Origin of the sequence: Streptomyces sp. NPDC017246, from assembly GCF_044331325.1 — a bacterium.
Classification (GTDB): Bacteria; Actinomycetota; Actinomycetes; order Streptomycetales; family Streptomycetaceae; genus Streptomyces.
Window position 1 is genome coordinate 128,045 of record NZ_JBIRMW010000004.1, and the last position, 13,574, is coordinate 141,618.

The window sequence follows — 13,574 nt, forward strand, 5'->3', positions numbered from 1 at the left end:
CCCTTCCCCCTGCCGTCCGGCCCCGCCCCGAACGGCTCCCGGTCACTGCGCCGCCCGGCCGTCGCGCCGCAGGCGCGTTCCGTGCCGCAGGTCCGGATACGAGGTGGGGGGCATGACCGGCACCGACCCCGGGTCCGGTGCCGGCACCGGCCCCGACATCGACTCCGGGACCGACTCCGCCGCCGGCGCCCCGACGTCGACCGCCTCCGACGGTCCCTCGCCCTCGGAGCAACTGCTCTTCGGCGGAGAACTCACCTACGACTACGGATGGGGCACCCACAACGGTGCCTGGCTCAGGCTCAGCCTGCGGGCGATGGCGCTCTCCCTGCCCCGGCAGGTCGCCGTCGCCGTCCGGCTGGCCCGACAGGCCGACCCGCGGGCGCTCACCACGGTCGCCGTCGGCGAGATCGCCCGCGGGATCACCCAGGCCGTCTCCCTGATCGCGGTCAACGCCCTGCTGGTCGAGCTCCTAGCGCCGGGCGACATCACGGGCCGGCTGAGGGCGGCGCTGCCGTCGCTCACGCTGGTCGCCGTCCTCGCCGTACTCGGTTCGGCGTGCAGGTCGGCCTCGACGGCGGCGACGGGAATCCTGGAGCCGAAGGTCCAGAGGGCGGCCACCGAGCGCTATCTCGGCCTGGTCGCACGGGTGGAGCTGGAGGCGATCGAGGACGACGCCTTCCACAAGCTGATGGACTCCGCCCAGTGGGGCGCCGAGTCGGCCCGGCGGATGGTCGTCTACTGCACCGCCGTGGTCGCCTCCGCGATCTCCCTGATCGCCGCGGCAGGCGTCCTGACCGTGCTGCACCCGGCGCTCCTCCCGCTCCTGATCGGCATGGCGCTGCCGAGTGCGTGGGGATCGCTGACCATGGCCCGCCACCGGTACGTCAGCTGGCACCGCTTCGTCCAGCACGTACGGGCGGCCCAGCTGATCAGCCGGCTCCTGATCGACCAGCAGGCCGCCGCCGAGGTCCGGGTCCACGACGTCGCGCCCTTCCTTCTGCAGCACTTCCGGCAGATGGCGGAGACCAGCGAGCGCGAGCAGACCCGGCTCGCCTGGATCGGCGCCCGCACCGGCCTGTTCGCCGACGCGGCACGCGGGATCGCCACCGTCGCCGCCTACGGCGTCCTCGGGCTGCTGCTGTGGAAGGAGCAGATGGACCTCGCCGTGGCCGGTACCGCCGTCCTGGCGATCCGTACCGGTTCGGCGAGCATCACCGATCTCGTCCTGCGGGTCACCGACGTCCAGGAGGAGGCCCTGTTCGTCGCCGACCTGGAGACCCTGTGCGACGAGGCCGTGCGCCGCGCCATCCCCACCGGAGGGCTCGACCTGCCCGGTCGGCCCGACGAGATCCGGTTCGAGAAGGTGACCTTCACCTACCCCGGCGCCGACGAGCCGTCCCTCCGGGAGGTCGACCTCGTCATCCCCCGAGGCAGGACCGTCGCACTCGTGGGCCGCAACGGCAGTGGCAAGTCGACGCTGGTACGTCTGCTGAGCGGAGCCCGCCTCCCCGACGCGGGCCGGGTCCTGTGGGGAGGCGTGAGCACCGCCGAGGCCGATCGCGCCCAGATCTTCGACCGGGTCGCGATGGTCGCCCAGGACTTCTACCGCTGGCCCTTCACCGCCCGCGTGAACATCGGCATCGGCCGGCCGGGCGAGCTCAACGGCAGAGGCGTCGAGGCCGCCGCCGCGTACGCGGGCGCCGACGAGGTCGTCGGCGGACTTCCGCGCGGTCTGAACACCCTGCTCGCCCGCGGGTACAAGGGCGGCCAGGAGATCTCCGGAGGGCAGTGGCAGAAGATCGGTCTCGCCCGCGCCCGGTACCGCGACGGCGCCGTCCTGATCGTCGACGAGCCCACCAGCGCGCTCGACCCCGCTGCCGAGCAACGGGTCTTCGACCAGATCCACGAGCTGGCCGGCTCGGGCCAGACGGTGGTCCTGATCACCCATCGCCTCCACAGTGTGCGCCACGCCGACCTGATCTACGTCCTCGATGAGGGCCGGGTCATCGAGCACGGGAGCTTCTCCGCGCTCATGGATCCCGCCGTCGGTACCGGGGCGTTCCGGGAGGCCTACGAGCTGCAGGCCCGCCAGTTCGCGGCTCCCTCGGTCCCGCCCCAGACCAAGGGGGACACGAGCGAACCGGGCGACCGGCTCGACGAGGGGCAGGCACGCGCATGACCGGTGATTCCCCCTGCCGTGACGACCACGAGGACGCGACCCACCCGCCCGCGTCCGCCCCGGCCCGGCCCGGCCCGACCCCGAAGTCACGCCACAAGCTTGCGAGGTCCTGACATGCCGCCTTCCCTCCCCCACATCCCTGCCCTCGTCACCGCCCACCTCGACCAGCACCCCGGCGAACGGGCGACTCCGGCCGGGCTGCTCGCCGCCCAGGACACCGAAGCCGATCCGACCGACCGCTCGGCCCTGCCCGGTCAACTCACCCGGAGCGCGGTCGTGATCGATGCCTGGGAGATGTCCTGGTCCCCTCCGCCCAGGCGCTCGACGCGGTGTGGCCCGGGGTTCTGCCCGGTCTGCCACCCGTCCACGAGTACCCGCTCGACACCGTCCGGCCGCCGGTGCCGGGCGAGCCGGCGGAAGCGGTCCGCCGGCGGCACGCCATGGCGGAGAGGGTGATCGCCGGTGGCTGGGCCCCCTCCCCTGCCGTACGAGAGGCGCTGCGGTCGGTGCCCCGGCACCGGTTCTCGCCCGAGACGAGCCTCAAGGCCGCGTACGACGACGATCGCCCGGGTCGTCGGCCCGGGCGGTCGGGTCCTCACCAGCGACATCGACGCGTACGTGGTGCGCCGCACCCGCCGGTTTCTCGCGGAGGCCGGCGACGGGCGGGTCACGGTCTTCCAGGGCGACGCCGCCCTCGGGGCTCCCGCCCATCTGGTCCCGCGCGGCGGGTTCGACGCGATCGTGCCGGAGGAACGCGCATGGGAGTGGTTCGTCCACGCCTTCGGCGACGAAGACCCCACCCTCGCCGCGCGGTTGGCGGACGCGGTGAGGAACTGGGACCGGGACGTACGCGGTGACGGCGGCCCGGGCGGCGACCCCGTCCTGACCGTGCACCCGGCAGGAACTCCCTTCCACCGTCTGCCTCCTGGCGATGTCGTCGAGAAGGAACACTGCCGTCTTGTGGTGCAGTGGCCGGGACGTGACGCGCTTCTTCCCACTCCGGCCGAACGGGGCCCGGCTCACGTCGTCTCCGAGGAGGGCAGGTGAGGAACGTCGGACAGGCACAGTACGAGGCGGTGTTCGCGGCGCCGTCGGGCCGAGACAAGCAGGTACGGATGCGGCGCGCCCACGCGTCGGCGGCCCGCGCTCTGCTGGTGACGGCGTCCGGACCGGAGGTGTGGGTCCGACGGGGGCGCGCCCTCGGTCACCGGGCCGGGAACAGCTGGCTGCGGGTCGTCTCCACTCCGGTGGCGAAGCAGGGCGGCAGGACGTGGGAGGGCACGGCGCTCGCGGACACGCTGGTGCCCCGCTCGGTGCCTCGGCCCCGGCTGCGCGACCTGTGCGACCGGACCAGCGGCGACCACGCGTACCGTGCCGAGCTCACCGAGTACGTCACCGCGCCGGCGGTCACCGGAGGCGGCCCCGCGCTCGACCGGGACGTCGTCCTTCCGGACGCCTGGTGGGCCGACCTTCGGACCGCGCTGGCGACGCTCGCGACGGTGCCGACCTTCCGGGAATCCGTACAGCAGCGGTGGATCGACCACAACTTCCGCCGTTTCCTCGGCATCGACCCCCTCCGGATCCACGACTACACGACCGGCCACTCCGATGTGCACTGGGCGAACCTCACCGACCCCCCGCTGGTCATCCTGGACTGGGAGGAATGGGGACGGCTGCCCGTCGGTTACGACCTCGGCCTCCTCCATGCCTACTCCCTCGCCGCACCCGCCACCGCGGCGCGCATCCGGTGGGAGTTCGCCCACGTCCTCGACACGCCCGCCGGGCGGGCGGGCGAGCTCGTGGCGCTCGGCCGACTCCTCCAGGTGTGCGGCCGGGGCGTCCATCCCCGTCTCGCCCCGCTGCTGGCCCGCCGGGCCGAGGAACTCACCGGCACCCCCGTGCCCACGCCCACGCCCACGCCCAATGCCACTCCCACTCCCTGACACTCACTGATCGGAGAAAGATGACGACCACCTCCACGCCCGACGAGTCGGCGGGACCTACGCTGACCGACGAGGAGTACGGAACCCTCCGTGCTTCGGGTGCTCTCTGGGCAGGCTGCTCGGTGCTGATCACCGACCAGCGCGGCCATGTCCTGGTACAGCACGTCGACTACCTCGACACCTGTCTGCTTCCGGGTGGCGCCGTCGACAAGGGCGAACCGCCGGCTCGCGCCGCCGCGCGTGAACTCCAGGAGGAGCTCGGTGTCACCCTGACCGTCGACCGCGGCCTCGCCGTCGACTGGGTCTCCGTCGGCAGCGTCGGCGCACCGGCGTCCATGCGGTTTCCCGGCGAGCTCCTGCACGTCTTCGACGGCGGCACATGGAGCGACGAGCGGATCGCCGCGGTGCGGCTGCCCGATCACGAGATCACGGGCATCGAGTTCGTCGAGCCCGCCGGCCTGCCCGGGCTGCTCGCGCCGCGCGACGCCCGCCGCGCCCTCGCGGCGCTCCGCGCCCGTATCAACGCCGGCGGCGCGGTGCTCCTCGAGGACGGCCACCCGATCGCCCCGACCGTCCTCGACACCGCCGGCATCCTGCGGACCTCCCGTGCCCGGCACCACTACCCCTTCCATGCCGCTCCCGTGCCGGAGCATCTCGCCGTCCGCCAGTCCTGGGCCTGGGCCTTCGCCCCGGACGGTCGGGTCCTGGTCCTCCTCGAACCCGACACCGGCGCCGCCTGCCTTCCCGGCGGTACGCCCGAGGCCGAGGACCACGACGACCCCGAGGCCACGCTGCGCCGCGAGGCGGCCGAGGAGGCGGCGGCAGAGCTGGGCGACCTCGGGTATGTCGGGTACCTCTCGGATCCCGAGGAGCCGTGCGCCCGCGTCCGCTACGCCTCCGTCCTCACCCGCCTCGGCCCGCCGCCCGTGGATCCGGCCACCGGCCGTACCCACATCCGGGTCCTGGCCACGCCGGAGCAGGCCCTGGAACTCTTCGACTGGGGCCCGTCCGCCGGCGACCAACTCGCCGCGGTGCACCGGGCCCGCGCCCGCCTCGGCCTCCCCGCCGCCCGACGGCAACCCGTCACCGAACTCGCGGGCCCCGTCGCCTGGTGACCCGGACCGGACCGCGAGCCTTCCCGCTCGCCTCATGGCGCCGCCCCTGCCGGGTGTCCGGCAGGGGCGGCGGGTACCGAACCGCCATGGCGGCGGGGCAGTGTGGTGGGGCGGTGGAACGGTCGGGCGGCGGGGTCAGCGGGCGCCGAAGACCTGGGTCCAGTAGGGGCCGCCCTCGGAGTGGATGCCGACGCCGATCTCCTTGAAGGAGCAGTTGAGGATGTTCGCGCGGTGGCCCGGGCTGTTCATCCACGACTCCATGACCTGTTCGGGGCTGCTCTGCCCCATGGCGATGTTCTCGCCGTAGGTCGACCACGGGTATCCGGCGGCCGTCACCCGCTCCCCGGGACCGGCGCCGTCGGGGTTGGTGTGGTCGAAGAAGTCGCGCGCGGCCATGTCGTCGGAGTGGCCCTGGGCCGCCCTCGTCAGGGTCGCGTTGGCGGTCAGCGGGCCGCAGCCCGCCTTGGCCCGCTCCGCGTTGACCAGAGCGATGACCTGGTCGACGGCGGAGCTCTGGCCCTGGTCGTTCTGCGGTCCGGCGCCCGTACCCGAGCCGGTGTCCGAACCCGTGCCGCCGTTGTTCCCGTTGCCCGTACCGGTCGACGGCGGGCCCTGCGTGGGCGCGGTGGTGCGGGGCGGGGTCGTCTTCACCCGGGCGGGCGCGGTGGTGCGGGCCGGGCGGGGCTTCGCGGTGGTGGCCCGCGCGCCGGGCGACGCCGACGCGGAGGCACGTGCGGCGGCGGACTTGGAGGCAGCGGGTGAGGCGGTGGGGTCCGTCGGCGCCGCCGACGGGGACCCGGAGTGGGTGGACGGGTCGTGGGCGAGGGGCAGGTCCAGGCCGGGGGCCGTCAGACGGCTCGCTTCGAGGCTCTCGTCGTCCCCACCTCGGCCCGCGTGCAGCGAGAACGCCCCACCCGTCACCGCCATGACCACGACCCCGGCAGCGATGACGGCCCGACGCCGGCCCCGCTCCTGCGTCTGGCGCCGGCGCCGAAGGGCGGCGCGGGAGCCGTGCCGTCCGGGCGCCGGGGAGGCGGGAGCGTGCCGGGACATGTGGGGGCGGGCGTGATCCGACGACGCTCCGGCCAGCAGGTACGGCTCCGTCATGTCTGCCGCCGGGGCGTACGTGGCCGGCGCGACGGCGTCGAGCATCTCGGTGGGGTCGGACGTGCGGTACGGGTCCGAGGGGTCGGAGGTCGCGTACGGGTCCGAGTGACCGGAAGTCTCGTACGCGTCCGAGTGAGCGGAAGTCTCGTACGGGTCCGAGTGACCGGAAGGCGCGTACGCGTCCGAGTGACCGGTGGTCTCGTACGGCTCCGGGGCGCCGGGCTGGGCGGGTATGTACATGCCGCGCCGGCCGGTGGTGTACGGGGGCGCGGGCGTCGGCGTGACGGACCCCCACGAGGGCTCCGCCGCCTGGGCCGAAGCCTCGGGCGACGTGACCGCCAGGAGCACCTCCGCCGGGACCAGTCCGTTCCAGCGCGCGGAGCAGTGCGCGCAGCCGAGGGTGTGGTGGGCCAGGTGATCGCGCCACGGGGCGGAGGGACGGCCGTCCCAGCCCGCCGCCTGCTGTCCGAGCGAGCGGCAGGACGGGTTCCCCCCGTCCAGGGCGCCGGCCACGACCCGCGCGGCGTCGAGCCGGGCCCGTACCCCCTCGAACCGGGCCGCCGTCTCCTCGGCCGGCCACCGCAACGCGGCCGCCGTCTCGTAGCGGGACAGTTCGCCCGAGCACTCCAACGACCACAGGGCCAGCAGTTCGCCGTCGTCCGGGTCGAGCCAGCGGGCCGCCTCGGTGATCTCGTACGCGTGCCCCGTCGCCTGCGGGGACCCGGCGGTCATGGCGTCCCCGGACGTGTAGCCGGCCGGCTGCGCGTGCCGGTGCCGACGTATCCCGTCCACGGCGATCGCGACCAGCCAGGTGCGGAACACTCCGGGGTCGGTCAGGGTGGGCAGGCCGTCGAGGGCGCGCGCCATCGTCTCCCGTACGACGTGCTCGACGTGCTCGACACCGTGGCGGCCGTTCATGGCGAGTGCCACGGTGGTGTGGATCAGGGGCAGGTGGGCGGCGACCAACTGGTCCCGCGCCCAGGGGTCACCGTTCCGTGCCGCCAGGACCAGCTCTGTGTCCCGCTCGATTCCTGTGCTCTGCCGCACGCCGACCGTCCCGTCCTTGGAGATGTTTGCGCTTGGGAGAGCCTGATGCGCGCGGTCGATAACGGAAAGCCGAGAACGATGAAAGTGATGTGGGTCACGCACCCGAGGTGCGCGTGCTCGGCGGACAGGTCAGAGGGCGGCCGGCTCGGCAGCGGTCAGGGGTGTCGTCCGGCGTGCGGAGCAATAGAGAGACGCTCATGGGCCGAGCCTGGGGAACGGGTCTGACAACGGCTTCGCTACGCCGTCATCGGCGCCCCGGCCGTGCTTCTCGGCGGCCGGTCTGGCCGCGCGCGAAGTACGCGGCCAGCTCCGGGTCGAGGGGCGGCACCGCGTGCGGCGTGCCGCCCGTACGCAGGGATTCGGTCGCGCGGACACCCGCCGCCACGGACATCCGGGCGGCCACGGGCGAGGTGTCGGTGCGGCCGCCTTCGCGGGCGAAGCGGACGAACTCGTCGATGAGGAGGGGGTCCGCGCCGCCGTGTCCGGCGTTGTCCTCAAGGGTGGGTACGAGGTACTCGGCGTCCGGCTCGGCCCGGTAGCCCGAGCGGCGGGAGTTCCACACCCTGACCGCCGCGCCGGGGCCGTCGCCGAAGTTCTCCAGACGGCCGGCGTCGCCGATGACGGTGTAGTTGCGCCAGTAGTCGGGGGTGAAATGGCACTGCTGGTAGGCGGCCAGTACGCCGTTGTCCAGGCGCATGTTGACCAGGGAGACGTCCTCGACGTCGATCACCGGGTTGAGCCCGCGCTGGGTGTGCGGCGGCCAGTGGCCGTCCTTCGTGTACCAGTCGTCCGTCTTGGGTGCGCCGGGGGCGCGGCGGTGCGGGTTGTCGCCGTAGACCATGAGGTCGCCGAGCGCCTGCACCCGCTGGGTGTACCCGTCGGCGAGCCAGTGCAGGACGTCGATGTCGTGGGCGGCCTTCTGGAGCAGCAGTCCGTTGGTGCAGCGCTGTTCGGCGTGCCAGTCCTTGAAGTACCAGTCGCCGCCGTAGCCGACGAAGTGGCGGACCCAGATCGTCTTGACCGTGCCGATCTCGCCCCGTCGGATGATGTCCCGCATCAGCCGCACCACGGGCATGTGGCGCATGTTGTGTCCGACGTAGAGGCGGGTGCCCGTCTCGTAGGCGGTGCGCAGGACGCTGTCGCAGCTGTCGATGTCGACGGCGAGGGGCTTCTCGACGAAGACGGGCCTGCCCGCTTTCAGGGCCTCGCGGGCCAGGTCGGCGTGGGTGTGGTCGGGGGTGAGGACGAGGACGGCGTCGATGTCGGGATCCTCGACGACCCGGCGGTGGTCGGCGGAGATCCGTGCGTCGGGAAAGGCCGGGGCCGCGTCCGCACGGGCCCGGGCGTCGGGGTCCGCGAGGGCGGTGACCCGTGATCCGGCGCCGGGGCGGTGCGCCGTACGGGCGAGCGAGCCGCGCAGTCCGTAGCCGAGGACGCCGAGGCGGAGGTCGGGCATGGTCGTTCCCTTCCGAGCGGTGATGCAGCACGTGTACGGAGCGGCGGGCGGCCCCCCGCCCGATCCTCCCCTTTCGTGCCCCCTTCCGTCCGGCGATCGGCGAGCCGCGGGCGGTCCTCCGACCTACCATGGGTGCTGGGTGATAGCGGTGGAGATGTCCCACGTGCGGCTGCTCGGTCGGTTCCGGCTCGAATTCCACGGAGAGCCCGTCCCCCTCTGCGGAAGCGCGCAGCGTCTCCTGGCCTTCGTCGGACTGCGGCGGCAGGTCTGTCGCTCGGTCGTCGCGGAGACCCTCTGGCCGGACGTCCCCGAGACACGTGCGCGGGGCAGCCTGCGCACGGCTCTCTGGAAGCTGACCCGGGACGATCACACGCTGCTTCGCTGCACCGCGGACTCGGTCGCCGTCGCCGAGGGCGTGCATGTGGACGCCCACGCGCTCGCGGAAACCGCGCTCGGTGTCGTGCGGGCCCAGGGGCCCCTCCGCGACGACCCCGTCCTGATGGGACTGCTGAACCGCGGAGACCTCCTTCCCGACTGGGACGACGGCTGGGTCGTCCTCGAACGGGAATGGCTGCGCCACCTTCGGCTGCGGGCCCTCGACACGCTCTCGGAGCGGTTGGTGCGGCAGGGTGTGCCGGCCCTCGGCCTCGAAGCCGCGCTGGCGAGCATCCGCATCGAACCCCTCCGCGAGAGCCCCCACCGGACAGTGGTCTCCGCGCATCTCGCCGAGGGCAATCTGATCGAGGCGCTCCGGCACTACCAGGCGTTTCGGCGTCTGTTGCGCGCGGAACTCGGCGCCGAGCCGTCCGCCGGCTTCGCCCGGATGATGTCCCGGTCGCGGCGATGACGGTGGGGTGACGCACGATGTCCACGCTCAAGGTGGAGGGGACTCGTCCGAAGGGAGTCATGTGGTGAACCCGCTTCTGTCCGACCGGAGCAACCGGATCGTCGAACTGATGGACCTGCCCGCGGAACGTCGCGACGTCGACTGGTCGCGGGACGCGGTGCAGCAGGCGATTCTGCTGGAACTCGCCACCCTCCCCCCGTATCTGTGCGGCATGTGGTCGATCGACGACACCGGCGGGGACGGTCAGGCCTTCGACACCCTGCACGCGATCGTCTTCGACGAGATGTCGCATCTCGGCCTGGCGTGCAATCTGCTCACCACGATCGGCGGTGTCCCCGTGCTCGCCGACGCGGCGGTGGTGCCGGCGTACCCGGGTCCGCTGCCGGGCGGCGTGCGGCCCGAACTCTCCGTGTTCCTCGGCGGGCTGACGAAGGACTCCCTGAAGATGTACGCGCGCATCGAGGAGCCGGACGACCCGATCGTGGAGGCCAAGGTCACGTACACGTCGATCGGGGCGTTCTACTCGGCGATTCTGGACGCCTTCCGGGCCCACCCTGAAATGATCACCGGCGCCCGGCAGCTGACGCGGAACATGGCTCATCACGGTTCCGGGAACAGCCTCGTGGCCCTCGACTCACCGGCCACCGTCGAGTCGGCCGTCGCCGTCATCAAGGAACAGGGCGAGGGCACGTCGGCGTCGCCCGAGAATCCGCACCCGGCGGAGGACGGTGAGCTCGCCCACTACTACGCCTTCCTGGAGCTCTTCCACGGACGCAGGCTGATCGAGATGCCCGGCTGTCCCGGCACGTGGGATTTCCAGGGGGCGGCGATACCGATGCCCGGCACCCTCCCCATGGGCGTCGTTCCTCTTGGGGGCTGGCCGCGCACCGGTCCGTCCGCGCCGGATTCCGCGACGGCAGAACTCCTCGACACGTTCAACCGCTCCTACAGCGGCATGCTCCGCTTCCTGGAACAGGCGTGGCGGCAGGACGATCCGACCACGGCGAGACAACTGCTGAAATCGGCCGTGCGCGAGATGGGCACCCTGCAGGACCCCGCGCGGGATCTGATGCGGCGGCCGCTTCCCGACGGCAGTGGCAAGACCTACGGGCCGGAATTCCGCTACGTGGCTCCCTGAGGCACGCGGCGCCCGAAGACGTACGATGGAGATGACTGCTCGGGTTCCCCACGTTCTCGTACACACCCTCTGAGAGGGCAGATGTACCGCTCGGAATCAGTCTCTCCCCCCTGTCTCAAGCTGCTCGGCCGGTTCCGTCTCATGTACGGCTCCGATGCCGTGGACGTGTGCGTGAACGCGCGACGTCTGCTGGCCCTGGTCGGCCTCCACTCGTGTGTCAGCCGGACGGTGCTCGCGGAGAGCCTCTGGCCGGACGCCACCGAGGAGCACGCGCGGGGCAGCCTGCGGAGCACTCTGTGCAAGCTGCCCCGGGGCGACCGGACCCTCGTCGTCTGCGGCCGGGACTCGATCGCGCTGGCGTCCACCGTGACGGTGCACGCCCATGTCCTGGCGGAGACCGCGCTGCGTGTCGTGCGCGCGTCGGGGGCGCCGGGTAACGGCCCCGTCCCGACGGTGCTGCTCGGCGAGGGCGAGCTGCTGGCCGGCTGGGACGAGGACTGGGTGGTGTTCGAACGGGAACGGCTGCGGCAGTTGCGCCTCCACGCCCTCGACGCGCTGGCCCAGCGACTGGCCCGGGAGGGACTGCACGCCCTCGCCCTGGAGGCCGCCCTGACGAGCGTACGGAGCGAACCCCTGCGCGAGAGCGCCCACCGCGCGGTCGTCTCCGGTCATCTCGCGGAGGGCAACGTGAGCGAGGCGGTACGGCACTACCGCGCCTTCCGCCGGCTGCTCCACGAGGAGCTCGGCGTCCGGCCGTCGCCGCAGTTCGCCCGGATGCTCCCGTCGAGCGGCGGCGGCCCGGCGCACGCCGTCGGCCACCGGCGTCACGGGAGGCCGGAGCGGCCGCAGGCCGTAGGGTTGCCGCGATCACCCTCCGCACGACGACACACGGGGCACGCATGACCATTCACCGTCCGGGAACGCCGGCGGACCTTCCCTCCGGCGAGGCGCTCTGGGCGCGCTGGGCGCTGCTCGCCGCGATCGGGGCGACCACCGCGGAGGAGCAGCGCACCAGCGGCTACCGCACCGGCCGCTGGATCGACGGCGAGGGGCTCCACTACGACGACTGCGGCTGCACCTGGTGGACCATGTCCCGGATGGGCGAGGGCAGGTTCGTGCTCTACGGCGAGGACGAGTCGAGCGGCGTGAAGTGGCACGAGCCGCCGATCGACATGCTGGCGGGCGGCCCCGACTGGCTCCCGTACGACGAGCTCCGCGACCGGCTCCAGGGCAACGAACTGGGCTGCGTGTACTGGTACGAGAACGGGGTCTGGTCCCGTGCGCCGTACCCCGGGGACCTCGACGACGACGGCCTGGACTGCGGCATGAGCGGCTTCGTCGACCGGAGCCAGGTGCGGGGAGAGCTGTCGGACCATCTCGACGACGCCCTCGGCGGGCCGGACGCGGACAGCCTGCTGGCCGCCGCCGAGGCGCACCGGCTGGACCCTGAGCTCCTGCTGGAACGGCTGCTCCCCGTCGACCCCGACCACGAGCCGCGGGATCTGCCGGCGGTCGCCAGGGCCCTCGCCCTCGCGGGCCTCACGGGTCGTGTCGGTGAGGAGGTGCGGAGCCGGTGACGCTGAAAGAGGGTCAGCGGGTCACGCTGACGGTGGAACTCGAACTGGCGGGACAGCTCACGGCGGCCGCGGAGTCCCCGGGCGAGTCCGGTGCCGTCGTGGGGTTCCTGAGCCTGGCCGCGGGCACCTCGGGCACGGTCGAGGAGGTGCGCGACGACCGGCAGGAGAGCCATGAGGTCCGCGAGTACCTGCGGCTCAAGTCCCTCCTCGACGATTTCGGCCATCAGATGCCCCCGGGGAGCAGGACGCAGCTGGAGGAACAGGTCGGCGCGCTGGAGCCCGCCTGGATCGCCTATCGGGACGGGCGGATCCCGGTACGGGTCCGCGTCCGGCTCGACAACGGATTCGTCCTCCACGACACGTCCGAGGACCTCTTCGCTCCCGCCTGAGCGCGCGGGGCGGCCCGGGGGTCACGACGTCATCGGCATCACCCCGGCGCCCTCGCGGCGCCGGGCTCGCCACGGTGTCAGGGCGTCAGGGCGTCAGGGCGTCAGGGCGTCAGGGCTTGGAGTGGCCCGCACCGTTCTCCGGCCCGTTCTCGGGCCCCTTCTCGGGCCCCTTCTCGGGCCCCTTCTCGGGCGCGTTCTTCGCCGTGTTCTTCAGCCCCTTCTTCAGTCCGTTCGCCGATCCGTGTTCGGGTCCGTGCCGCGGCTCCTTCTTCGGGCCGTTTCCGGACCCGTGCTTCGCTGTGGGCTCCCCGCTCCCGGCGTGGCCCGGGTGTGTCGCGGGCCGTTCCGGCGGGGTTGCGGGTGCGGGAGTCGGGCCGGGTGGCGTCGTGCCGGCGCCCGGCGGGGCGGTGGTCCCGGTGGTGGCGGGGGCGGGCGTGGTCGGGACCGGGTCGTCCCCGAAGGGGGCGGGGAGGTCCACGGCCGCGATGGCCACCCCGCCCAGGGTCACGCTCGCGAGGAGCGCGGCGAGGGCCGTCCTCAGGGAACGCCGGCGAAGTCGGCGCGCCGCGCCGGGAGTCCAGTCGTCGCGGCGGCGCGTGCGACGGGACGCGTGCAGCCCGGCGTCGCGCGCCGCCCGGAAGGCGGCGAGGGTGTTCCTCTCGGCCTCTCCGCACGCCGTGTCCCCGGACCTTCCGCCGCCCGTCACTGCCCGGCCGCCGCGCAGCGCGGCCCGCAGAGACTCCTCCAGGGCCTCGTGCCGATGCTCGTCGGACATC

Annotated in this window: 12 protein-coding genes; 9 read left to right on the plus strand and 3 right to left on the minus strand. The window is 73.1% G+C overall.

The features are described 5' to 3' along the window. The first annotated feature begins 112 nt into the window (after window positions 1-112). The 4 genes from ACH4MY_RS11380 to ACH4MY_RS11395 all read left to right on the plus strand — a co-directional run bounded on the left by ACH4MY_RS11380 (window position 113) and on the right by ACH4MY_RS11395 (window position 5,237). Window positions 113-2,179, plus strand: coding sequence for an ABC transporter ATP-binding protein (locus tag ACH4MY_RS11380; protein WP_398000859.1), 2,067 nt, complete (start codon window positions 113-115; stop codon window positions 2,177-2,179). Between the two features lie 618 nt (window positions 2,180-2,797). Next, window positions 2,798-3,226 carry a hypothetical protein gene (locus ACH4MY_RS11385; protein ID WP_398000862.1) on the plus strand — a complete coding sequence of 143 codons (429 nt, stop codon included), beginning with the start codon at window positions 2,798-2,800 and terminating at the stop codon, window positions 3,224-3,226. Then, complete coding sequence (locus tag ACH4MY_RS11390) at window positions 3,223-4,122, plus strand: hypothetical protein (protein ID WP_398000864.1); 900 nt, start codon at window positions 3,223-3,225, stop codon at window positions 4,120-4,122. The genes ACH4MY_RS11385 and ACH4MY_RS11390 overlap by 4 nt, the downstream gene beginning before the upstream one ends. A 20-nt stretch (window positions 4,123-4,142) precedes the next feature. Continuing rightward, a complete protein-coding gene (locus tag ACH4MY_RS11395; RefSeq protein ID WP_398000867.1) occupies window positions 4,143-5,237 on the plus strand; it encodes an NUDIX domain-containing protein in 1,095 nt (364 codons plus the stop codon). Window positions 5,238-5,372: 135 nt separating this feature from the next. Here ACH4MY_RS11395 and ACH4MY_RS11400 read toward each other — a convergent pair whose 3' ends face one another. Beyond that, complete coding sequence (locus ACH4MY_RS11400; RefSeq protein WP_398000869.1) at window positions 5,373-7,391, minus strand: CAP domain-containing protein; 2,019 nt, start codon at window positions 7,389-7,391, stop codon at window positions 5,373-5,375. 244 nt (window positions 7,392-7,635) lie between these two features. Then, entirely contained in the window at window positions 7,636-8,847 is a 1,212-nt protein-coding gene (locus tag ACH4MY_RS11405; protein ID WP_398000871.1) for a Gfo/Idh/MocA family protein, read from the minus strand. Between the two features lie 154 nt (window positions 8,848-9,001). Between ACH4MY_RS11405 and ACH4MY_RS11410 the strand changes: the two genes are divergently transcribed. From ACH4MY_RS11410 to ACH4MY_RS11430, 5 genes are all read left to right on the plus strand, one after another. After that, complete coding sequence (locus ACH4MY_RS11410; RefSeq protein ID WP_398001656.1) at window positions 9,002-9,694, plus strand: BTAD domain-containing putative transcriptional regulator; 693 nt, start codon at window positions 9,002-9,004, stop codon at window positions 9,692-9,694. A 64-nt stretch (window positions 9,695-9,758) separates the two neighbouring features. Then, window positions 9,759-10,832 (plus strand): ferritin-like protein, encoded by a 1,074-nt coding sequence (locus ACH4MY_RS11415; protein ID WP_398000873.1) that lies wholly within the window; start codon window positions 9,759-9,761, stop codon window positions 10,830-10,832. Window positions 10,833-10,913: 81 nt separating this feature from the next. Further along, window positions 10,914-11,735, plus strand: coding sequence for a BTAD domain-containing putative transcriptional regulator (locus ACH4MY_RS11420; RefSeq protein WP_398000876.1), 822 nt, complete (start codon window positions 10,914-10,916; stop codon window positions 11,733-11,735). Continuing rightward, entirely contained in the window at window positions 11,732-12,409 is a 678-nt protein-coding gene (locus ACH4MY_RS11425) for a hypothetical protein (RefSeq protein WP_398000879.1), read from the plus strand. The genes ACH4MY_RS11420 and ACH4MY_RS11425 overlap by 4 nt, the downstream gene beginning before the upstream one ends. Beyond that, window positions 12,406-12,798 carry a hypothetical protein gene (locus ACH4MY_RS11430; RefSeq protein ID WP_398000881.1) on the plus strand — a complete coding sequence of 131 codons (393 nt, stop codon included), beginning with the start codon at window positions 12,406-12,408 and terminating at the stop codon, window positions 12,796-12,798. The genes ACH4MY_RS11425 and ACH4MY_RS11430 overlap by 4 nt, the downstream gene beginning before the upstream one ends. 109 nt (window positions 12,799-12,907) lie before the next feature. Here the strand turns inward: ACH4MY_RS11430 and ACH4MY_RS11435 are convergent, their stop codons facing one another. Further along, the gene (locus ACH4MY_RS11435) at window positions 12,908-13,573 is read right to left on the minus strand and encodes a hypothetical protein (protein ID WP_398000883.1); all 666 of its coding nucleotides are present in this window, start codon (window positions 13,571-13,573) and stop codon (window positions 12,908-12,910) included. Between the last annotated feature and the right edge of the window lies 1 nt (window position 13,574).